The 20,314-nt window shown below is 40.7% G+C and carries 23 protein-coding genes and 2 pseudogenes; 11 read left to right on the top strand and 14 right to left on the bottom strand.

The window, feature by feature from the left end:
• Positions 1-133: 133 nt before the first annotated feature.
• Positions 134-295 (bottom strand): hypothetical protein, encoded by a 162-nt coding sequence (locus V7K85_RS06830; protein ID WP_334812079.1) that lies wholly within the window; start codon positions 293-295, stop codon positions 134-136.
• Positions 296-351: 56 nt separating this feature from the next.
• Between V7K85_RS06830 and V7K85_RS06835 the strand changes: the two genes are divergently transcribed.
• The 4 genes from V7K85_RS06835 (at position 352) to V7K85_RS06855 (ending at position 4,247) form a co-directional block, all read left to right on the top strand.
• Entirely contained in the window at positions 352-1,632 is a 1,281-nt protein-coding gene (locus tag V7K85_RS06835; RefSeq protein ID WP_334812081.1) for a M16 family metallopeptidase, read from the top strand.
• 140 nt (positions 1,633-1,772) lie between these two features.
• Positions 1,773-2,636: a fructosamine kinase family protein gene (locus tag V7K85_RS06840; protein ID WP_334812344.1), complete on the top strand. Its 864-nt coding sequence runs from the start codon at positions 1,773-1,775 to the stop codon at positions 2,634-2,636.
• 688 nt (positions 2,637-3,324) lie between these two features.
• Positions 3,325-3,798: a hypothetical protein gene (locus V7K85_RS06850; RefSeq protein WP_334812083.1), complete on the top strand. Its 474-nt coding sequence runs from the start codon at positions 3,325-3,327 to the stop codon at positions 3,796-3,798.
• Between the two features lie 47 nt (positions 3,799-3,845).
• Positions 3,846-4,247, top strand: a complete 402-nt coding sequence (locus V7K85_RS06855; RefSeq protein ID WP_334812085.1) for a hypothetical protein — start codon at positions 3,846-3,848, stop codon at positions 4,245-4,247.
• Positions 4,248-4,550: 303 nt separating this feature from the next.
• Here the strand turns inward: V7K85_RS06855 and V7K85_RS06860 are convergent, their stop codons facing one another.
• Positions 4,551-4,871 carry a TMEM14 family protein gene (locus V7K85_RS06860; RefSeq protein WP_334812087.1) on the bottom strand — a complete coding sequence of 107 codons (321 nt, stop codon included), beginning with the start codon at positions 4,869-4,871 and terminating at the stop codon, positions 4,551-4,553.
• An 87-nt stretch (positions 4,872-4,958) separates the two neighbouring features.
• On the opposite strand from V7K85_RS06860, the gene V7K85_RS06865 reads away from it, so the two are divergent.
• The 3 genes from V7K85_RS06865 to V7K85_RS06875 all read left to right on the top strand — a co-directional run bounded on the left by V7K85_RS06865 (position 4,959) and on the right by V7K85_RS06875 (position 9,445).
• Positions 4,959-6,308: an ATP-binding protein gene (locus V7K85_RS06865; protein ID WP_334812089.1), complete on the top strand. Its 1,350-nt coding sequence runs from the start codon at positions 4,959-4,961 to the stop codon at positions 6,306-6,308.
• Between the two features lie 426 nt (positions 6,309-6,734).
• Positions 6,735-8,024, top strand: coding sequence for a tellurite resistance TerB C-terminal domain-containing protein (locus V7K85_RS06870; RefSeq protein WP_334812091.1), 1,290 nt, complete (start codon positions 6,735-6,737; stop codon positions 8,022-8,024).
• 92 nt (positions 8,025-8,116) lie between these two features.
• On the top strand, positions 8,117-9,445 hold the full coding sequence (locus V7K85_RS06875; protein WP_334812093.1) for an ATP-binding protein: 1,329 nt from the start codon (positions 8,117-8,119) through the stop codon (positions 9,443-9,445).
• A 62-nt stretch (positions 9,446-9,507) separates the two neighbouring features.
• Here V7K85_RS06875 and V7K85_RS06880 read toward each other — a convergent pair whose 3' ends face one another.
• The 4 genes from V7K85_RS06880 to V7K85_RS06895 all read right to left on the bottom strand — a co-directional run bounded on the left by V7K85_RS06880 (position 9,508) and on the right by V7K85_RS06895 (position 12,874).
• Complete coding sequence (locus V7K85_RS06880) at positions 9,508-9,687, bottom strand: hypothetical protein (protein ID WP_442940549.1); 180 nt, start codon at positions 9,685-9,687, stop codon at positions 9,508-9,510.
• Positions 9,688-10,036: 349 nt separating this feature from the next.
• Positions 10,037-10,378 carry a ribonuclease toxin immunity protein CdiI gene (cdiI, locus tag V7K85_RS06885; RefSeq protein WP_334812095.1) on the bottom strand — a complete coding sequence of 114 codons (342 nt, stop codon included), beginning with the start codon at positions 10,376-10,378 and terminating at the stop codon, positions 10,037-10,039.
• Positions 10,379-10,592: 214 nt separating this feature from the next.
• Positions 10,593-11,840: an AGE family epimerase/isomerase gene (locus V7K85_RS06890; protein WP_334812097.1), complete on the bottom strand. Its 1,248-nt coding sequence runs from the start codon at positions 11,838-11,840 to the stop codon at positions 10,593-10,595.
• Between the two features lie 128 nt (positions 11,841-11,968).
• Positions 11,969-12,874 (bottom strand): LysR substrate-binding domain-containing protein, encoded by a 906-nt coding sequence (locus V7K85_RS06895; protein ID WP_334812099.1) that lies wholly within the window; start codon positions 12,872-12,874, stop codon positions 11,969-11,971.
• A 163-nt stretch (positions 12,875-13,037) separates the two neighbouring features.
• Here V7K85_RS06895 and V7K85_RS06900 point away from each other — a divergent pair, with 163 nt between their 5' ends.
• Positions 13,038-13,916: an aspartoacylase gene (locus V7K85_RS06900; RefSeq protein WP_334812101.1), complete on the top strand. Its 879-nt coding sequence runs from the start codon at positions 13,038-13,040 to the stop codon at positions 13,914-13,916.
• Here the strand turns inward: V7K85_RS06900 and V7K85_RS06905 are convergent.
• The 3 genes and pseudogenes from V7K85_RS06905 to V7K85_RS06915 all read right to left on the bottom strand — a co-directional run bounded on the left by V7K85_RS06905 (position 13,913) and on the right by V7K85_RS06915 (position 14,240).
• Positions 13,913-13,984 carry a hypothetical protein gene (locus V7K85_RS06905; RefSeq protein ID WP_334812345.1) on the bottom strand — a complete coding sequence of 24 codons (72 nt, stop codon included), beginning with the start codon at positions 13,982-13,984 and terminating at the stop codon, positions 13,913-13,915. The genes V7K85_RS06900 and V7K85_RS06905 overlap by 4 nt on opposite strands.
• Positions 13,985-14,000: 16 nt before the next feature.
• Positions 14,001-14,102, bottom strand: a pseudogene (locus V7K85_RS06910) (DUF2887 domain-containing protein); the annotation flags it as partial.
• 12 nt (positions 14,103-14,114) lie between these two features.
• Complete coding sequence (locus V7K85_RS06915; protein ID WP_334812103.1) at positions 14,115-14,240, bottom strand: hypothetical protein; 126 nt, start codon at positions 14,238-14,240, stop codon at positions 14,115-14,117.
• A gap of 55 nt (positions 14,241-14,295) precedes the next feature.
• Here V7K85_RS06915 and V7K85_RS06920 point away from each other — a divergent pair, with 55 nt between their 5' ends.
• The gene (locus V7K85_RS06920) at positions 14,296-15,294 is read left to right on the top strand and encodes a helix-turn-helix transcriptional regulator (RefSeq protein WP_334812105.1); all 999 of its coding nucleotides are present in this window, start codon (positions 14,296-14,298) and stop codon (positions 15,292-15,294) included.
• Positions 15,295-15,391: 97 nt separating this feature from the next.
• Here V7K85_RS06920 and V7K85_RS06925 read toward each other — a convergent pair whose 3' ends face one another.
• Positions 15,392-15,724 carry a XisI protein gene (locus V7K85_RS06925; RefSeq protein WP_334812107.1) on the bottom strand — a complete coding sequence of 111 codons (333 nt, stop codon included), beginning with the start codon at positions 15,722-15,724 and terminating at the stop codon, positions 15,392-15,394.
• Positions 15,715-16,122: a XisH family protein gene (locus V7K85_RS06930; protein WP_334812108.1), complete on the bottom strand. Its 408-nt coding sequence runs from the start codon at positions 16,120-16,122 to the stop codon at positions 15,715-15,717. The genes V7K85_RS06925 and V7K85_RS06930 overlap by 10 nt, the downstream gene beginning before the upstream one ends.
• A 203-nt stretch (positions 16,123-16,325) precedes the next feature.
• Between V7K85_RS06930 and V7K85_RS06935 the strand changes: the two genes are divergently transcribed.
• Complete coding sequence (locus V7K85_RS06935; RefSeq protein WP_334812110.1) at positions 16,326-17,093, top strand: TonB-dependent siderophore receptor; 768 nt, start codon at positions 16,326-16,328, stop codon at positions 17,091-17,093.
• Entirely contained in the window at positions 16,976-17,413 is a 438-nt protein-coding gene (locus V7K85_RS06940; protein WP_334812347.1) for a TonB-dependent receptor domain-containing protein, read from the top strand. The genes V7K85_RS06935 and V7K85_RS06940 overlap by 118 nt, the downstream gene beginning before the upstream one ends.
• Positions 17,414-17,425: 12 nt before the next feature.
• Here V7K85_RS06940 and V7K85_RS06945 read toward each other — a convergent pair.
• The 3 genes and pseudogenes from V7K85_RS06945 to V7K85_RS06955 all read right to left on the bottom strand — a co-directional run.
• Positions 17,426-17,776: pseudogene (locus tag V7K85_RS06945) on the bottom strand (FAD-binding oxidoreductase); the annotation flags it as partial.
• A gap of 166 nt (positions 17,777-17,942) precedes the next feature.
• Positions 17,943-19,934, bottom strand: a complete 1,992-nt coding sequence (locus V7K85_RS06950; protein WP_334812112.1) for a pentapeptide repeat-containing protein — start codon at positions 19,932-19,934, stop codon at positions 17,943-17,945.
• 30 nt (positions 19,935-19,964) lie between these two features.
• Positions 19,965-20,267 carry a hypothetical protein gene (locus V7K85_RS06955; protein ID WP_334812115.1) on the bottom strand — a complete coding sequence of 101 codons (303 nt, stop codon included), beginning with the start codon at positions 20,265-20,267 and terminating at the stop codon, positions 19,965-19,967.
• Positions 20,268-20,314: the final 47 nt, after the last annotated feature.

The following is a 20,314-nucleotide window of genomic DNA, read 5'->3' on the forward strand; positions in this document are numbered from 1 at the left end:
CGAATTCAAGAAAGGCAATACCTGACAATGCCAATGCGTCGGCTGACAATGCTAATGCATTCCCCTGGATTATAAAACGCTACGCTTTTATGCAAAACTCTACTAAATTGACACGCATGACATCTGTGTGCCTTTACAATATATTGCTATTAGCCAGCGATTGAATTGCAGGCGGATCAACTTTAAAATCAGAAAATTTCAAATCTAGCGGCAATCGGTTGCTCCACTCTTCAAGCAACTTTGGCGCACTGGGTAAACTAGCGATCGCTGCTTGAAAGCAGGGGCTTGCGCTCAATGATTTTCGGTGACGGATAAGATAAAGAAGTAACATAGCTCCTGACACAAGTAGCAATGACTTCAACCCTGCGGAAATTTCCTCGTCTTAATACCCCAACCCTGCATCAGTTGCCCAATGGTTTGACAATCATAGCGGAGCAGATGCCAGTTGAAGCTGTAAACCTCAACGTATGGATTAAAGTTGGTTCAGCGGTAGAATCTGATGCCATTAACGGCATGGCTCACTTTTTAGAGCATATGATTTTTAAAGGAACAGAACGACTCGCTAGCGGCGAGTTTGAACGGCGAATTGAAGAACGGGGTGCTGTTACCAATGCCGCTACTAGCCAAGATTATACTCATTACTATATAACCACTGCGCCCAAAGATTTTGCCGAGCTTGCTCCACTACAAATAGATGTAGTATCCAACGCTAGTATTCCTGATGATGCTTTTGAACGTGAGCGATTAGTAGTTTTAGAAGAAATTAGGCGTTCAGAGGATAATCCCCAGCGGCGGACATTTCGACGGGCAATGGAGATAGCGTTTACTGAGCTACCTTATCGCCGTGCGGTATTAGGGCCAGAATCGGTGATTGCCGAACTTAAACCCCAGCAGATGCGGGATTTTCATGCTAGTTGGTATCAACCCCAGTCAATTACTGCTGTAGCTGTGGGCAATTTGCCTGTGGAAGAATTAATTGCAACCGTTGCTGAAGGATTTACAAAAGCTAATAACGGTCACCCTAGAGCGGTAAGTGGTCAGTATACAACACTAAATCCTGAGTTACCATTTACAGAAATTGTCCGTCAAGAATTTATAGATGAAAGTCTCCAGCAAGCAAGGCTAGTGATGCTTTGGCGGGTTCCAGGAATGACGCAGTTAGATCGCACCTATGGACTGGATGTTTTAGCAGGAATTTTGGGACACGGACGAACATCAAGACTGGTGAGGGATTTACGAGAAGAACGGGGATTACTTTCTTCAATCTCTGTGAGCAACATGAGCAATCATCTGCAAGGGACATTTTATATTTCAGCTAAATGTGCAGTAGAAAATTTAGCAGAAGTAGAAGATGCGATCGCTCAACACATTCGTAAAGTCCAAACCGAGTTAGTCACAGAATCAGAAATTGCCCGTGTGCAGCGACGAGTAGCTAACAGATTTGTTTTTGGCAATGAAACACCAAGCGATCGCGCTGGATTGTATGGTTACTATCAGTCTTTGGTGGGAGATTTGGAACCCGCCTTTAACTACCCAGCTATCATTCAGAGCCAAGATGCAACTGACTTGATGCAAGCTGCCAAAGAGTATCTTTCCCCAAATGCTTATGGTGTAGTTATCCTCAAACCGTAAATTAGAAATGGGCATTGGGGAGCCATCTCCCAAGGGGAGATGCAACTGGCATCATTGGGGATGATGATAAAAAATAACTGACAATTACCAATGCCCAGTTACTAATCCAAAATCCAAAATCTAAAATCCAAAATTGCATGATGTGGACTCAAATCGATGCTCATATTAGCCAAGTGACTGGCGAAAAATTTCAGAGTCAGCAACGGCGATCGGTTGGTGGCGGGTGCATCAACCAAGGTTATGCTGTTTCCAATGCTGAGATAACCTACTTTGTGAAGCTTAACCAAGCATCCGAAGTTGCGATGTTTGAGGCTGAAGCATTGGGTTTAGAAGAAATGCTAGCAACAGCTAGTATTTGCGTTCCAAAACCTATTCGCTGGGGTGTAGCTGAGAATTCTAGCTATATCGTGCTGGAATGGTTAGAACTTGGTAGCGGTAACAGCAATTCGTGGGAAGAGATGGGGCGCAAGTTGGCGGCGATGCATAAAGCTAGCAGTAGTAAAGGTTTTGGTTGGAAAATTAACAATACTATTGGTTCAACGCCCCAAATCAATACTTGGACAGCAGACTGGGTAGAATTTTATATTAAACATCGCCTCGGTTATCAATTTCAGTTGGCAAGGCGACGGGGAGGAAATTTCCCCCAACAAGAAAAATTACTAGCAGCTATCCCTGAACTATTGGCGGCTCATCAGGTGCAACCTTCTTTAGTACATGGCGATTTCTGGGGCGGAAATGCTGGGTGTACAGCCTCAGGAGAACCCGTGATTTTTGATCCAGCAACTTATTTTGGCGATCGCGAAGTTGATATTGCCATGACAGAATTGTTTGGTGGGTTTCCCGCAGCCTTTTACAAAGGTTATAACGAAGTTTTTCCTTTAGATCTAGGCTATGAGCAGAGAAAAACGCTCTATAACCTGTATCACATTTTGAATCACTTCAATTTATTTGGGGGCGGTTATGGTTCCCAGGCTAACCGGATGATTGACCAGATTTTGCGCTAAGTACAGCATTTCATTAATTCGTAGCGAATTAAATTTGGCAATACCCTGCAATGCCAATGCGTCGGGATGCATTGTTAATCGCCGTGACAATTCTTATAGCTCTAACCCACACTACGAATTTTTAGATGTCAATACTGGGTGAGAAGTATGTTTTTACTGATATAGCAGTGGACAAAGCCGTTAGGACAAGTTGGCGGTAGATGCTTTCAACAAGCGTACATTGTGAATTTATTTTTGTCCTAAGCTTCCTGTCCGTTGCTATATAACCAAAGATAAAGGTTTTGGGGTTATTTCCAACTGCTTGCAATTCTGCCAAACAATTCTCACTAATCCGAGGTCAAAAGATTGTAGGGTGTGGCTCACAGGGTCTACAGTCTGATAATGAAAATAAATCGGCATGGACGCGCCAAAGTTTTAACACAGTCAGAGATACAGCTAATTTTCAGTGATGGCTTAGACAATGACCGCGATAAAACCTTTTTTATCATAGAATATAAACACGTCAAACCCTTAACTTATAAGCAATACAGCCATTGTTAAATATTTTTAAGCTATATTCAGAAATATTTAATCATAAAAAACACATTTTATGGAAAAAATAGCTTAAATTAAATCTACACACAAGATAGTTAAGCAAACAAATATCCGCACAGATAAGTCTAGCTTATGTCTATTCTGGTAACGACTTGTGGATTATGAGGAAGTAGCAAAAATGACCCAAATTAAAAATTCAGTAGCAATACCTCAACCATATCCTATCGCCTTAACTCCACAAAAAGTAGAGCTATTTACTCCTATTCATTACATACAGACTACACAAGAATTAGCACAATTTCTTTATCTTCAGACACAACCAAATTTATTTGGACTCTCCAAAATTGAAGAATTAGTACGAAAATTATCTGAGCTAGAGGGTATAGAAATTGTTAAGCCAATATTTCAAGATGTACATTCAGTTACTTTTCAAATTAAATTATTTTCTTTATCTGAACACGAAAATTTTGATGAAGATGATATTCAATTTGAATATGAAATTGAATCTAATAATTTAGATGAAATTTGGACTATTGCCCAAAATTTAGTTTTGAAAACTTGTTCTGATTTAAGAGATATTACTGGAGAGAAATGGTATTTTTTCACAAAAATAGTAGAAGATTCTTAGTAATCCAGCACTTGAATTTTGAAAATGTCAAGCATCTACTGTAAAATATGCCAAAGTCTTCTAGTCTTCATTTTAAACAGGCTGAACTAAATGAAGAAGCCGCAAAAATTGCAGCCCAATCAGAATATTATGATTGGGCTGTTATTATGTGTTTTTATGCAGCACTTCATTATGTAGAAGCTCATGCAATATTTCACAACAAAGATATTTATTCAGACTATTCATATGTTCACACTCAACATAATAAACGTATAGCCTATGTTCAAGACGTAAGCTATGAAAAATCTGGTGATGTGTTAGGTGCTGCGCCGTTTGAAAAACTTTATCTAGCAAGTATGAAAGCACGTTATCTGGAAAATATAAAATGCTATTCAAAAAAATATTTTAAATTAAGCTTTAATAAATATTTTGAAGAACTATCAACAGTCAAAGAACTAGTAAAAATTTGAGGTTCTGCATTTATATTAGACCTCTTGCAAAAAAGTTTTGTGGTATGATTAACGGTTTTATAAAAAATCCATATCAGAACCTATACAGAGAACTTTTGTTACTTCATTGGGATGTCTGATAGAGATAGAAAGCAAATTTTTATAACCCCTTATTGTACCATAATTTATTTTTGCAAGAGGTCTATTATGCAGCTTAAATGCTGATTGGCTTATCACTGCTGCAAATCATCACCTCTTTCACTCTGAAAGAACACCTTAATAAGTGACAAAAAACAGGAGGGGGTTATTGCTTGGAGACTGATGCTACCTTAAAGCCACAATTTGATTCACCATCCCCGCCAATGCCAAGATACCCAAAATTGTCATTAATCCCGCAGGCATAAACTTACGTGTTTTCGCCAGTCGAAATCCAAATACGACTACTAAAACAGCAGTAACTAACACTGCTACAATCGAACCCCAGGTTTGTCCTTGGAGTTGAAAGTAAGCGGCAAGTATTAGTAATAAACCGCTAATGCTACCGCTTAGGAGTGAAACCTTACTTTTAGCCTGAATGTAGCCAATAATGCCACCAACAATCGCTAAGATGCCGTAGGCAAAAGCAGCAATTATACTTAAATTCATTGTTAAAACCTATGTATACTTTGACTTTACTGCCAGGGTCAGCAGACAATTTACCATAGCTATTTAGCTATACCACACAGTTTATTGATGGACAATCAAACGATGCCAATGACAAACACTTCTTCATATACAAAGGTTCAATATCTCCAGCGCCAAGCAGCCTCACTTTTACTCTACCAGTCTGTTCTGCAAGGCGAAGTAGGGATGGCATTTCTGGAACTGTTGCAAGCTATACGTTACACTGACGCCGATGCACGGGGTTGTCTCCAAGCCTACGGCAGTTACTTCTACGCTTTGGCTGCTAGAAATCAAAACTGGGAAGACTATTTAATTAGTCAACTTCTCTTCTCTAAGAATCCTTTTACAAAGGTGGCTGAAGTACGAGAATTTCAAGATTTGCCCCCAGCTTTAGTAGCAGCAGTTCAGCATGATTTACAAATATTGCAAAGCCTCTATGAATGTAGCAGCGCTTCTTTGAGTGAGTGGATACAAAGCGTAGCTCACATGCCGATTTCGCCAGTAGTGTGGTATAAAGATCAAGAATTGGTAGGAGTAGAGACAAAGTTCACTACATATCTACAAGAGTTAGATAATTGGGGTGATGCTGTAGAAGGATTAGCGACTTATTATCGGCAATATGGCTCTGGTTTATTTGCAGAATATCGCGCTTTACGCTGGCAAGCTGGGCAGTTTATCGGTATTCGGTATTCTGATCCAGTTAAGCTGAGTGCGCTTGTAGGTTACGAGTCTCAAAGAGATGCTTTGCTAAAAAATACAGAGTTTTTATTATCAGGAGAGATGGCATTGCACGTATTACTTTACGGTAGTCGCGGTTCTGGCAAATCTTCTTTGGTGAAATCTTTGTTGAATGAATATAGCAATCGCAGGCTCCGCTTGTTGGAAGTGTCAAAATCTGATTTAAAAGACTTACCAGAAATTGTGGAACATTTACGGGGAGTGTCACAAAAATTTATCATCTTTGTCGATGATCTTTCTTTTGAAGAAGATGATGATGCCTTTAAAGCCCTGAAGGTAGTTTTAGAAGGTAATTTAACGGCGCGGCCTCAAAATGTAGTCGTTTACGCTACTTCCAATCGCCGCCACTTAATTCGGGAGTTTTTTGTGGATAGATCTGCACCTAAGGATAACGAGGAAATTCATGCCTGGGATACGATGCAGGAGAAGCTTTCGTTTAGCGATCGCTTTGGTTTAACCTTGACCTTTGAACCAGCCAATCAGAAAACTTATTTAAATATTGTACAACATCTAGCCGCACAAGCTGAAATTAATATTACCCAAGAAGATTTGGAATTTCAAGCATTACAGTGGGCAACTCGCCATAATGGTCGTTCTGGACGTACAGCACGGCAGTTTGTTGATTTTTTAAAAGCAGATTTAACACTTTTTCATGCCAATAACAATACATCTAACACCTAGCATTAAAATAATTTCCAATTCGTAATACTCGCCTTCTCTACGAGACGCTACGCGAACGGCGATAAGCAAGCTACGTAATTCGTAATTAAGTTTTATAACGGAGATTTAGACCCCACCACAAAACTTGTCGCTTATTAGTTACGGGGGACTTAAACCCCCAAAACTAGTTAAAATTCATTCATTGATCATTGCACTTATTTGTTACTTACAGAGCAATGTTATGCATCAGTAACTAAAACTAGAGATTTCAGTAACTTTATGAGAGAAAATTTGCGAAAAATGTCTTGTTTCACCAAACAGAACAACAGATCAGAATCCTTTTTTATAAAGTATTGTTTTCTGTGTGTTCTAATTACGAATTAATAATTACGAATTACGATGAGAACTACTTATTCTGATAATTTAACTACGTTAAAAACCAGCAATATGCAATCAGTAATGATCAGCAATCGATTTATCTTAGGCATAGTTGCCTTTAGTGTGAGTTTTGGCCTTAGCCTTGTTCCAAACTGGGATTTTAATAAAGCCTTGATCACAGGTATAATTACTGCAATTACTATCTATACAGCAGCATTATTCGTAGATAAGCGACGCAGAAATTATGAAATGTTTATTTTAGGTTCTCTCCGCAGGCGAATTAAAGATATGGAGGGATTGAAGGCTCGTGTTGTCAAAGAAATCACTCAAATCGAAGAACATCATAATTTATTATATGCTGAGTCACAACAACTGCAAAATCAAGTAACAGAAAGCCGTAACCAAAGGGATAGTCTACATCGAGAACTAAGAAGATTTTCCGGACATAAAAAGCAGTTAGAAACCGAAATCAGTAACCTGCAAACTGAAATTAATAACTTGCAGAAAAATCAAGCAGAATTGAACAATGCTTTTTCTGTACTCACAGCAGAGAAGCGCCGTCTAGAGTCAAATTGTAATCTCTCTCGCAGTGAAATCACCCATTTGCAAAGTCAAATTTCCGAACTCCAGCAGGAGAAACAAGAAGTTGAAAGCAATTTAACTCTTTTAGGCCGACTAAAACCCCAATTAGAAGAAAAACTATACGAACTGCGAATTGCGATTCAAGAGCTAGAAGTTGAGACAAACCAAAAAAATCAATTGCTTATAGCAACAAAAACCGAAACAGAAAATATCCAAGCTATCCTGAATTCTTCACAAACCCAACTAGCAGAACAAAAAGCTGAATTACAGCAGTTGCAAGGGCAAATTTCATTATTACAAGAAGAACGCGATTCATTACAAAATCAAGTATGGGAATTACTCCAACAAATAGAAACATTCAATCCAGAACTTTTGTCTGATAATTCCCAAGAAGATAATATTGAATTATTTCCTTTTTCGGAAATAATTGAAACTATAGCAATCATTGAGAATTCGGATGTTGATACCTCAGAGAATCTACCCGAAGAATGGACTAATCTTTTAGAAAATGTACCAGTATCAGAACTACAAGTATTAAAAGCTATAGTTGAACAAGATAATCCCAAGGTTGCTATTAAAAAAATTGCCGAAGCAAACATCACTATGCCGAATCTCTTAATTGATTCTATAAATGAACGGGCAAATGATACTATTGGTGAATTAATAATTAATACAGATTCGGAAAGTCCAGAAGTTTATCAGGAGCATATGATGCATGTAAAAAAAATGATTGCAATGTATGAAGACCTCATGGCTAAATATGCTTCGTCAAATTAAATTATTATTGCTGTCGTCAGATTAGTAGTAAGGTGAATATGTGCCTTACTTACTGAGTGCTTCTGCGTTTAGAATAAAGTGAAGTGTAATACATGGCAAAGCTCAAAATCTCGAAAAAAATCTCCACTGCTTTAATCAATTCCCTTGGTGCAGGGGTAGTACCAAGAGTGGGAGTTGAATATATAGCAGTAGGTCGAGAAAAAGAACTAAAAAGCCTATTACAAAATCTCGATGATATTGCAGAAGGTGTAGGAGCATTTCGCTTCATAATTGGTAACTACGGTTCCGGGAAAAGTTTTTTACTGCAACTAATTCGCAACCGGGCTATGGAGCAAGGTTTTGTAGTAGCTGATGCTGATTTATCCCCTGAACGTCGATTAGCAGGAAGCAACAATGAAGGTGTAGCTACCTATCGAGAATTAATGAGCCACCTAGCTACAAAAACTCGTCCTGATGGTGGTGCTTTAGTTTCTATTTTAGAGGGATGGATTAATAAAATTCAACAAGAAGTGGTTAAAGAAACTCAAATGCGTCCGAATGACGATGGTTTTGATGATCAAGTTGAATCAAAAATTAGGGAAGTAGTTCAGTATATTGAAGACTTAGTTCACGGTTTTGATTTTGGTAGCGTGATTATCGCTTATTGGCGTGGCTACCGATTGGATGATGATAATTTAAAAAATGCGGCGATGCGCTGGTTCCGTGGAGAATTTACTACTAAAGTTGAGGCGAAAGCAGCCTTAGGAGTGCGTGTCATTATTGATGATGATAGTTGGTATGACTATATAAAACTGTTTGCTAAATTTGTAGCTGAAATTGGCTATAAAGGACTGTTAATTTTAGTTGATGAAGCCGTACATTTATATCAAATATCTACTACAGTCACGCGGGAAAAGAATTATAATCGACTCCTCGCAATGTTTAACGACACCATGCAATGTAAAGCAGAACATCTTGGTATTGTTATTGGTGGAACAACTAAATTTTTAGAAGATCCCAAGCGGGGACTTTTTGCAGACCAAGCTTGGCAAAGACGCACAAAAGAAAGTCGTTTTGTTGCACAAGCTAATGTTCAGGAACATTTAGGCCCAGTGATTCGGCTAAATCCGTTGAGTGAAGCAGAAATATTAACGCTTCTGCAACGTTTAGCTGAGATTCATGCACTCAATTTTGGGTATGAACAGACTTTTACAAATCGGGAGTTGAAGGAGTTTGTGAAAGAAATTATTAATCGCTTGGGTGCAGAAGCATTACTGACACCAGGGGAAATTGTGCGAGATTTTATGAGTGTGCTGAATATTCTTCACCAAAATCCAGGAATTGCATTTGGTGAATTAATTCATGGTTCTAAATTTAAGCCTACTGCTATAGGTAAAGATGCAGATGTGGATGAGGATGGCGCAGCAGAATTTAGTTTGTGATATTATCATTAACTAAATATGCCAAAACTAGCATCTTGCAAAAGATGAGTCCTTTATTAAAGCTAGTCGAGTGGGTTGGAAGCTCGCTTGATGAGATAGTTAAACTTATTTTGAGCATTTTGATATGGCTGGCTATGACGCTCAAGTTGACTATCTGGCAAATTCACAATCCAGTAATAATAAATTCCGGCTTCTGCATACAAAGACAACTTGGTTGATCGCTTAGGTGTCACAACATTCATTAGACATCTTTCTACTGACACTGATTCTACTTTTACTTGTACATTAACAGAGATTACAGCAATTTTCAGGTAAATAGACCACGCAGTAGGGGCATAGCATTGCTCATTGGTGTCAACTTAAGGTGAAAGTGAGTAATACCAATTCTCTATGAAGATGCACTTAATTTTTTTAAACGAACCGCCTTCGCGCAGCGTCTCGTAGAGAAGAACGCCAAGAACGCCAAGGAAGAGAAAGATAATTATTTAGTGCAAGTTTACAGAGAATTGGTATAAGCGAAGCGTCAACCTTGGCAGTTAAAACCTCATTAACGCAGTAAAAAACCTCGTCTAATCACTTAACTTGCCAGTGCTATTCAGATAATTTTTTGAGTATATTTTGAACCTCATCTGCCCTTTCTGGATTAAGTTCAATGTACCTTTCAGCCGCTATTTTGAGATATTTTTTGAATATCTCTTGAGAAACTATTATTTCATCTTTATCCAGAAAGCAAAAGCGAACTCCTTCAAATATATCATCCTCATCTTCGCAAGGAAATTCACACATATTATATTCATTACCATAACCAGTACCTTCAAGAAGAGTATTGATTGCATAAGGGAAAGAGATACCCGCTATTGCATTAAAGTAATACTTGACTATCCAAAGTGGATCGATTGTATAGTCTACGCCATCAAATAATTGTTTGACCATAAAAAATAAGATGCGTTTTTCCTGAAGATTAAACTGACTGCGTTGTTTACCGCCGCAGGCATCGCAATAACTTAAGCTGTTGTTACTACAACTGAAGCATTAATAAGTAAACTTAAAGCTGTTATTACTACAACTGAAGCTGTTGTTATCAATGCTGAAGCTGTCGTTACCACAGCTTAAGTTGTGGTTATGAACATGAATTTTTGTAGGAAATCTATTGCAAAGGAGTAGCGATCGCCTCAAACTGCTGCCAGCATAGGTACAACGCACGCGGTACGTGAAAACATCCTTTCCATTTGCCACCTTTAAGGTTCAACAATACTTCCCCACGCCGATTGAGATAGCCAAACCACTCACCGTATTCTGAATCAGCAAAGTGTAACCAGGCGTAATCGTGCATCTTTTGATACCATTCCCAACATACCTCACGCCCTGTTAGGCGATAACCCATCGCTAATGCAACCAAAGATTCTAGGTGAACCCACCACAGCTTTTGATCCCATTCCAATTGTTGTGGGGGATGACCATCTGCATCCATAAAGTAATACAATCCGCCGTACTCGCTATCCCAAGCAAAATTCAGGATATTTAGCACCATATCAACGGCTTGGTTAATAGTTTTGGTGTCGTTTTGGCGACGTGCGATATCCATGATGAACCACATAGCTTCGATACCGTGGCCTGGGTTAATCAGCCGTCCCTCAAAACTATCAATGTGGGAACCGTCAGGGGCAACGTTTTCATACATTAACCCCCGTTGTTGGTCAAGAAAGTCGGTCATCACTTCCCGGACAGTCTCAGCTAGAACATTCTCTAGTGTTTCCTTTGGCAGCAACCATTCCATTTCTAGAGTCAGGTTGGCTAAAATCATCGGTACAGCCAATGATTTCATCGGGCGTGTGCCGGGATAGGTTTTATTATATTTGCCCTTCGGGTTGTCCTTGCGGCGTAATACGTTGTTATAAGCTTGCATTGCCACATCCTTTGCCCATTCTTCGCCGCCAGCGAGTGCATATTTACTAAATGCCATTGCCGCAAAGCAATCAGAAAAGATGTTGTAAGGTTGAACTAGTGGTTTACCTTCACTGGTGAGGGCAAAGTACCAGTTACCATCACTATCTCTGCCATGTTGGGCGAGAAAATTAGCGCCATTGCTAGCAATTTTCAACCAGTTTTCGCGTTTTTCTAGCTGGTTGTAAAGCATAGAAAAAGTCCACACCTGGCGGTTTTGCAGCCAGATGAATTTGTCTGTATCATAAATTTTGCCTTCGCGATCAAGGCAGGTGAAATAGCCGCCTAGCTGCCAATCGAGAGAATATTTTTCCCAAAATGGGAGTACGTCCTTGAGGAGGGCGTTTTTGTAAAGTTCAGCGTAGGCGTAGCCCGCACTTCGGTATGGTTCGACTGCGCTCACCAGCCGCTCAGTGACCACCGGAGGCATCGCTTGAAAGTCATGCTCCATAAATTTCCTCCCCTTTTGTACTAAAACCAACAGCTTAACAGTTATCACATTTTGGCTCGAACATGGAGCGTAGGCGTAGCCCGTCGTAGACATCGCGTCACTCTATTACAAAATTTAGTCAGCAAAAGTTAGTTGAATTTTTGGTTTCGCGCTACAGTCTTTGTGATCTCTAAAAACTCGCGCAAAACTACAGATGAATCATCGCGTCGCCAAACCACAGCTAGTTCTAGAGTTAAGTTTTCTCCCTGAATTGGTCTGTAGACAACTCCCTTTCGCTGTAGGTTTTGGGCATTAGCAGGAAGCAATGTTACCCCGACTCCACCTGCAACCGAGCTGAGTACAGTCACCATCCAAGTTGCTTCTTGTACCACTTTTGGGGAAAAACCCACCTGCTGACAAAGGCTAATAATTTGACTGTATGATGGTACTAAATCGGTTGGCGGTAATACAAAAGGTTCGTCTGCCAGTGCAATGAGTGGAATTTGGGATTGGGCTGCTAAAGGGTGCTTTTCTGGTAAAGCAACGACTAAAGGCTCTTGCAAAATTGGCAGAAAATTTAAAGCGATATCATTTAAATTAGCATTGGGCAACCGTTCAAAAGCAATATCGATGTAGCGATCGCGCAATTGCTTTACCTGCTGGAAAGAACTTACTTCACGCAACACCAGTATCACCTCTGGAAACAGAGGATGAAAAATTTGCAGAATATCTGGAAGAACGCTGTTAGCAACGGAGCTATTAGTCCCCACCACTAAGCGTCCAATTTCACCTCGGCTAACTTTTTGTGCGGAGGTAATTGCTCGTTCCAACTGAGGAAACACTAAACGTGCTTCTGTTAAAAAGACTTGCCCAGCAGCAGTTAACTGTAGTGGGCGTTTTTTGCGTTCAAATAGTTGTAGCCCTAGTTCTGCTTCTAGCGCCTGAATTTGTTGACTTAAAGGTGGTTGAGCAATATGCAAGCGTTCAGCTGCACGACTAAAGTTTAATTCTTCAGCTACAGCGATAAAGTAGCGCAGATGTCGAAGTTCTATCATTGTAGCTACTATATTAAATATATATACTTTAGTTGCTAACTAAATATTGGACATATAGTAGCATTTTATTTATTGTGATTCTTATAACGGGTTTTATATAAATAGACCACAGGAGGATGGGCATAATAATGCTTACCCTAAAAGCTTCTATTGCGAGGTTGTTATGAGTCAGATTGAACGAGTTGCGATCGTTGGAGGAAACCACGGTAATGAGTTAACAGGAGTACATTTAGTCAAAAAGTTTCAGCAGTACCCAAATTTAATCAACAGAGCAAGTTTTGAAACTCTGGCATTCCTTGGCAATCTCAAAGCTATTGAAGAAGGCAAACGGTACATTGATAAGGATTTAAATCGTTGCTTCACCAATCAAGGTTTACAAAATCAGCAACTCTCAAGTTATGAAGATACGCGGGCGAAAGCAATCCAACAGATACTGCAACCGCAAAATCAACCCTTTGTAGATGTAATTGTTGATTTGCATAGCACAACTGCCAACATGGGGTTAAGTCTGATTTTTTGTGATATGCATCCTTTCTTACTTCGGTTAGGCGCTTATTTAAGTTCTATCAATCCGATGGTAAAGGTTTTTGTTAATCAACAATCTAAAGAAGGTGGTTTTCTCCGTTCTTTGTGCGAATTGGGTTTTGTTATAGAAGTTGGTGCTGTGGCTCAGAATATTTTAAATGCCGAATTGTTTCAGCAAACAGAACAGCTTATTTATGCAATTTTAGACTATTTTGAAGGGTGCAACCAAGGTAATATTCCGCAGATAAACAGCACGCTTACACTCTATCAATATATTGGGACTATCGATTATCCTAGAAGCGATTGCCAAGAGATTCAAGCCATGATTCACCCCCAGCTTCAGTTTAGAGATTATGAACCTCTGAATCCAGGCGATCCAATGTTTCTGACTTTTGAAGGAAAAGATATTTTCTATGAGGGAGAGTCTACTGTTTATCCTATTTTTATTAATGAAGCAGCTTACTACGAGAAAGGAATTGCGATGCATCTAAGTCAAAAGCAGCAAGAGATGGTTTAATTTATTCGCCCTTCTAACCAAGATTGCAAATCAGCCAAGGTAGTAAAATCAAACAATGCATCGCTCAATTCTTCGAGAACAGGGAAAGGTAAACCAATCTATATTTGTTGGGGGATTTATCAATAGTTCAAATAAAAGACTGGGGGATTGTTGAAACAGGTTGTAAAAAATTGAGTCTCGACGCATGAAGCATTCTATTTAATTTATTTGTTTATAGTTAATAGTAAGATAGCAAAACTGAGACGAGAGCAATTCCTGGCAGACTCGTAACCCAGCAGCGATGCCTACGGCAACCGGAAGCGCGATCGCCAAAATCAAATCCACAAATTTTAATGGGATAATTTATTATTAAGAGCTAAGTTTTTATCTCAATATCGCTATGACAATCACCCTTTCCCAGCAAGCCTTTGATGAACTATTTCAGGAAACGGTGGAACCTGACAAACACCCAGATCCCGATGATGTGATGGATGTGGTGTACAAATACCCGCGACGGCTGGGACAAGGTTATTGGCGGAGAATTCAGTTGCGCCAAGGGTTGGAATTGATTATTGGGAATTTGCAAATGCGCGATCGCATGATTATTCTACAGCCTGAACAGGAACATGAGTCGTTAGAGTATCACTTTCATTTTTCTGGAGAACATGGGGATGAATACAGAACTGTTGGTGGAGGCGAATACAGTTTCCTGGGGAGTGGACTAGATCCCAAGCAAACGAGTGATTGTTCGGATAAAAACTCCTTTTTGGAGGTGATTATTTACATGCAGCCGGAATCACTATATTCTTTTGCTGCCAATCAACAAGGACAATTACCCCAGGCGTTGCAACCGTGGATTCGGCAATCTTATCAAACATATTACTGCCGTTGTGGAACTGCAACACCTGCTATGCAGACTGTTGCACGGCAAATTTTAAAGTGTCCTTATCAGGGAATCGCCAAGCGGCTGTATTTGGAAGGCAAAGTTTTAGAGTTGATGGGAATGTTGGTTGCACAGGAGATGGAAATCAAGGGTGTTAATAACCACCTGCACCCTTTGAAGCCGGATGTAGTGGAAAGAGTTTACCATGCCAGAAATATTCTACTGAAACGATTGAATAATCCGCCTTCGTTTATGGAATTGTCAAGGGCAGTGGGTTTAAACGATTATCTTCTCAAACAGGGGTTTCGTCAGGTATTTGGCACAACAGCTTTTAGTTATTTACATCACTATCGCTTAGAACAAGCGCGTCAACTCCTAGAAACTGGAGATATGAAAGTGTCAGAAATCGCTAACATTGTGGGATTCGTCAGTCACAGTTACTTTACCACCGCCTTTAGGAAAAAATTCGGTTTTTGTCCCAAGCAATATCAAATGCAGCAAAAAAAATCCGTCTAGCGATAAAAAAGCCTTTACATCACATTCGAGATTCAAGTAATAATAATATCCGAGTGCGTTAGCGTAGCTTACTGTAGGTATCGCGTATCTTCAAAACTCAATTGCTCGCAAATTCTGTAAATTGGCGCATATAAGGAGAGTGAAACGCCAAAACAATATCTTCTTTTGGCACACCCAGTTCCAGGAGTTGTGTCGCAATGCCAACCTCGGTTCCATCATGCTGAATCCAGATTTTGCCGTCTTTGATATCGAGATGCAAGCTGCACCCATGTGTCCGACGATTACCGCGCCAGCCCGTATGTAGTAAGAGGTAGTGGTCACGTTCCGTATCTAGAATGGCTTGTGTTTCCATTCCCTGTTGGGATAAACCTCTTTTTGCCCGTTCTAGAATTAACTGTTGGATAATTAGACGATACTGGTCTACAGCCATTGCTTAATTTCCTCCTGTTTCTCATCGTAAACCAGTAGACGAATTTGAGTTCGTGCAATCACTGACCGTATAAAACGACGCTGAAAAAATGAGTTATAAATTGACTCAGGCACCGCAAGATAAAGTTTGCGTTCCGGTTCAAATTCTTCGAGAGCAAATTGATAATTGATAAATTGTCCAAGGGCTGTGTGGAATTCTGATACACTTGAGCGCCCGATAAAACTTTTAATTTCAACTGCAATTTTTTCGCCCGCTCGTTCAGCAGCTAACATCTCTGCTGCTAAATCTATCTCAAAGTCTACATCTCCAACGCTGATTTCGTAGGGATCGGCAGTAATTGTCCATCTTTGTTTTTCTAGAGCTACTCTAACTGCATCGTGAAAGCGGTCTTTAGCCATTCAGTTTTTTCTGATACTTGCTGATATTTGATTGGGATCTTAATTTTATCCTTAGCGATCGCCCCAAATCGAACTCCACAAATCTTAAGGCGTTAGTGTAGCTTACCGCAGGTATCGCCAAAATCAAATCAAGTGATTTTAACGATTATCTGCTCAAACATGGATTTCGTCAGGTATTTGGCACAACCGCTTTTGAGTTGGTGGTGACGGGGGAGCAAGATGGGTATCGCGTACCCAACTCCTCAACTGGGACAAGAACCGATACCCCGCTGCGTGACATTCCTCAATCGATTCAAGTCGTACGACAACAAGTGTTGCGCGACCAACAGGTTACTCGCTTAGATGATGCACTCAGGAATGTTGCTGGTGTAACTCAAGAATTTACCAGTGGTCCAGGTGTTTACTATAGAATTCGCGGATTTGACCTAGCGAATAATAATTCGCTCAGGGATGGTTTACCCGATCCTGGCGTTGGAGATTTGGTTGAACTTGCCAATGTTGAGCGAGTCGAAGTTCTCAAAGGTCCAGCATCCGTGCTATTTGGCTTGGGTAATCCGGGGGGAAGCATCAACATTGTCACTAAACGTCCCTTAAGTGAACCTTTTTATGCTGTTGATGCAACTGTTGGCAGCTATAGTTTCTACAGAGGTGCGCTCGATCTCTCTGGTCCGTTAAATGACTCGAAAACCGTATTGTATCGCCTCAATACAGCCTATAGAAATTCTGGTAGTTTTATCGATTCCTACAGTAGTGAAAACTTGAGTATATCACCTGTGATCAGTGTGGCGATTGGTGAAAGAACTAAACTGAATTTAAATGCAGACTATATCGAGACTAGAGATTCTGGCACAGGATTTGGTTTACCGAGGATACTACTTTTGAAGTTGGAAGTCGTTTACCCAATACCGCAAACCATGCTTTCAATGTATGGACAACCTACGAAATTCAAAAAGGTAATTTACAGGGTTTAAGCTTTGGTTTAGGTTTGTTTTTTGTGGGCGATCGCGCTGGAGATTTGCCAAATACTTACGATGTACCGAGTTATCTTCGGACTGATGCCGCTATTTTCTACAACAGAGATAGATTTAGAATTGGACTCAACTTCAAAAACTTATTTGACGTAGAGTATTTTGAAAATACGTATTTTGGCGGTCATGTTGGCTACGGACAGCCTTTTACAGTTCAAGGAACTGTTTCTTGGCAGTTTATGAGCTTGCTCATAACAAGGGCGATGCCTGCGGCGACCGAAGGTATCGCACTGAAATTAAAACCAAATATCGCATTTAAATAGCTTTTTTACGGGTGCGATCGCAGTTTCTAATTCCTCCTCAGTTAGCAAGTTCAATTCCACAAACACATCTAATTCTTTACGAGAGATATTCCACTCTTGATCCCTCCCCTGCAAAATTCCCCCTTCCATCAACGCCACCCGCAGTCCCTTCACCGCCAAGGCGCAACCAATTAAAATCCCTAAAGTGCCACCGCAAATAACTACATCGAAGTCTACGACGCCTAAAGGCTGTTGACTTTCTTTTACTAACGTTGGGATAGGTGCGGTGTTTTCTCGCACAGATGTGAGGATGCGATCGCCTTGGCGCAATCCTCCTAAAACATCGCCCGGTAATTGGGAAAGGATTTCTTCAGTTAAAGACATTTTGGAAAAACTAAACTCTACATTCCAAAACTACCTGAGAATGACGAAAGTAGCTCAATCAAAAAACCTCTCCCTGGTTTTACTACGCAAAACCGTTCCTCTCCGAGTCGGAGAGGGACAGACTTGAACTTTAGTTTAAGACAGGGAGAGGTTTGTTGAACTCACGTTAAATTATTACCTGCGATCCCAAACCGAATAGTTTTGCGATCGCAGGTAATAATTTATTACCCGCTTCAACTAGGGAAGCAACAGCAGGTAAGCCTGTAAATATCCCTTTCAACATGGTGATTGCAGTTTTTGCCGTTTTTTGCTTGGTGGATTCTTGGGGACTTTTACCTGCTTCTGCTAAAGCTTGTATCTGTATTAATGCATCAGCTTTGTCTGTTTCTGGCAAATCTGCCGATTGTGAAATTGCTTCTTGCAACTGCGTCAACAGTTCTTTAATTCCTGGTTTATCAGTTTGCGGCGATTCAGGCAATTGCCTAATTGTATTGGTAACATCACCGCTAATCTTACCCAGGTTGATGACTCCACTGATATCTCTGCCAGCACTGATGTTGGTTGAATTATCTTGAGGCATGATGGTACTTCCTTGTGTATAAAAATTTGGCTGCTGGAGTGCAGTTGTGATCATATTTTTTAAATCACGAATCTGATCGCTTCTTTCTTCCAGCAATAGTTGCTGACTCTGGGATAAAGCTTTGAGTTGATTATAGTCATCAAAATATTCTGCACTCAGTTGAGATTTATCGCTACCTGCGGCGGTTTTGGCTCTGATCAAGATTTTATCATCGCCGCGTTTCTCCATTGCTGCGATTTCTAACTCGGCTTCGGGATGGTTTTCGGCAAGGTTTTTGAAGGCTATGGCACCAGCACGGGGGTCAACGCGTTGATTATGGTAAAGGTCGAGAGTATCAAAAATTGGTTTGATAAAGTCGGCAAAATCCCCGTCTGCAAATACCTCTTGTTTATTATCAGGTTTGCGGAGAGGATCGGGGTCTTCTTTGGTGGGTAAGCGCATGAAGATATATTCACACCTCACCCCATGCAATTTAGTTGTATTTGTAATGCCCCAATCTTCGATGTACGCGCCTGTGAGATTTGCACCAGTTAAATCAGTTGCATCTAGTTGCGTTTGCTTCAGCTTTGCTCTTGACAAATCGGCATCTTGCAAGTTCGCTTCACTAAGGTCAGCGCCTATAAAGCTGGCATCTGCTAAGTTTGCTGATTGTAAGTTGATACCCCGCAGGTTTTCACGGTTAAAGTTTTTATCCTGTCCTTGTCCTGTAACCAGCAGTTGACGTACTTGTGAGTTTTGCAGATAAGTTGAGCCAGGACGAACACGGTCAAGCATTTTAGCTTGATACCAACGGCTACAGATAAGAATAGTGTTTTGGAAATCTGTACTTTTGAGTGTGGCTTGGGTGAAATCAGCATTGGTTAAATTAGCGCCACGAAAACTTGTACCTCCTGTTGCAGCAAAGGCGATCGCTATATTACGAACTAGGGAATATTTTTCGTTTCCTTTCATCGCTTGCCAAGCGATGTAAATGTTCAGTAACGTTCCGGCGAAGGTGACGGCGAAGCCGACGGCTCTGGCTCCGGCTCCGGCTCTGGCGACGGCGACGATGAAGGCGACGGCGAAGGCTCCGGCTCTGGCGACGGCGACGGCGAAGGCGAAGGCTCCGATGAAGGCTCCGGCTCTGGCGAAGGCTCCGGCTCTGGCGACGGCGACGGCGACGGCGACGGCTCCGGCTCCGGCGACGGCGACGGCGAAGGCGAAGGCGAAGATCAAGGCTCCTAAACCAGCTACTACTCCTTGGCGAATTGTGAAGAAGAAAAAGACAATTAATACGATTAGGACAGTCCAGCCGCCAATCTGTTTGTCTAGTTTGGAATCAAATATTAGTGACGCCAAATAACCATTGGCAAACCATAAAAGTCCTGACAGTCCCGAGAACAGCCACGGGACAAGGACTAGGAAAATTACCCAATGGCGTTGTAGTCCAGCCTTAGCATGGCTGAAGTTTGCACCTGTTAAATTAGCGTTGGTGAAGTTTGCCCCTCGGATGTCGGCATAGCTAAAGTTTTCACCTGCAAGGTGTTGTCCTTTGAAGTTGTGTCCTCGAAGATTTTGACCGGAGTAGTCTTTAGGCATGTTGCACTTTACAGAGGTGAGCAAATTTTACTACACGCTCACCCCTGTAAATTCAGGAATGGTTAGATATTTTTTATTAATGGAGTTCAAAGACTCATTCACGAGTATCAAAGACTCGTTGACGGAGTTCAAAGACTCATTCACGAGTATCAAAGACTCGTTCACGAGTATCAAAGACTCGTTGACGGAGTTCAAAGACTCATTCACGAGTATCAAAGACTCGTTGACGGAGTTCAAAGACTCGTTTACGAGTATCAAAGACTTGTTGACGGAGTTCAAAGACTCATTCACAAGTATCAAAGACTCATTCACGGAGTTCAAAGATTCGTTCACGAGTATAAAAGACTCGTTAACGGAGTTCAAAGACTTGTTCACGAGTA

This window comes from Nostoc sp. (genome assembly GCF_036917615.1).
Classification (GTDB): domain Bacteria; phylum Cyanobacteriota; class Cyanobacteriia; order Cyanobacteriales; family Nostocaceae; genus Nostoc.

What these genes read in the sequence shown, in the direction of transcription:
- V7K85_RS06835 (WP_334812081.1), top strand. Translation starts at nt 352, where the DNA reads ATGACTTCAACCCTGCGGAAATTTCCTCGTCTTAATACCCCAACCCTG.
- V7K85_RS06840 (WP_334812344.1), top strand. Translation starts at nt 1,773, where the DNA reads ATGTGGACTCAAATCGATGCTCATATTAGCCAAGTGACTGGCGAAAAA.
- V7K85_RS06855 (WP_334812085.1), top strand. Translation starts at nt 3,846, where the DNA reads ATGCCAAAGTCTTCTAGTCTTCATTTTAAACAGGCTGAACTAAATGAA.
- V7K85_RS06860 (WP_334812087.1), bottom strand. Translation starts at nt 4,871, where the DNA reads ATGAATTTAAGTATAATTGCTGCTTTTGCCTACGGCATCTTAGCGATT.
- V7K85_RS06865 (WP_334812089.1), top strand. Translation starts at nt 4,959, where the DNA reads ATGGACAATCAAACGATGCCAATGACAAACACTTCTTCATATACAAAG.
- V7K85_RS06870 (WP_334812091.1), top strand. Translation starts at nt 6,735, where the DNA reads ATGCAATCAGTAATGATCAGCAATCGATTTATCTTAGGCATAGTTGCC.
- V7K85_RS06875 (WP_334812093.1), top strand. Translation starts at nt 8,117, where the DNA reads ATGGCAAAGCTCAAAATCTCGAAAAAAATCTCCACTGCTTTAATCAAT.
- V7K85_RS06880 (WP_442940549.1), bottom strand. Translation starts at nt 9,687, where the DNA reads ATGAATGTTGTGACACCTAAGCGATCAACCAAGTTGTCTTTGTATGCA.
- cdiI (WP_334812095.1), bottom strand. Translation starts at nt 10,378, where the DNA reads ATGGTCAAACAATTATTTGATGGCGTAGACTATACAATCGATCCACTT.
- V7K85_RS06890 (WP_334812097.1), bottom strand. Translation starts at nt 11,840, where the DNA reads ATGGAGCATGACTTTCAAGCGATGCCTCCGGTGGTCACTGAGCGGCTG.
- V7K85_RS06895 (WP_334812099.1), bottom strand. Translation starts at nt 12,874, where the DNA reads ATGATAGAACTTCGACATCTGCGCTACTTTATCGCTGTAGCTGAAGAA.
- V7K85_RS06900 (WP_334812101.1), top strand. Translation starts at nt 13,038, where the DNA reads ATGAGTCAGATTGAACGAGTTGCGATCGTTGGAGGAAACCACGGTAAT.
- V7K85_RS06920 (WP_334812105.1), top strand. Translation starts at nt 14,296, where the DNA reads ATGACAATCACCCTTTCCCAGCAAGCCTTTGATGAACTATTTCAGGAA.
- V7K85_RS06925 (WP_334812107.1), bottom strand. Translation starts at nt 15,724, where the DNA reads ATGGCTGTAGACCAGTATCGTCTAATTATCCAACAGTTAATTCTAGAA.
- V7K85_RS06930 (WP_334812108.1), bottom strand. Translation starts at nt 16,122, where the DNA reads ATGGCTAAAGACCGCTTTCACGATGCAGTTAGAGTAGCTCTAGAAAAA.
- V7K85_RS06950 (WP_334812112.1), bottom strand. Translation starts at nt 19,934, where the DNA reads ATGCCTAAAGACTACTCCGGTCAAAATCTTCGAGGACACAACTTCAAA.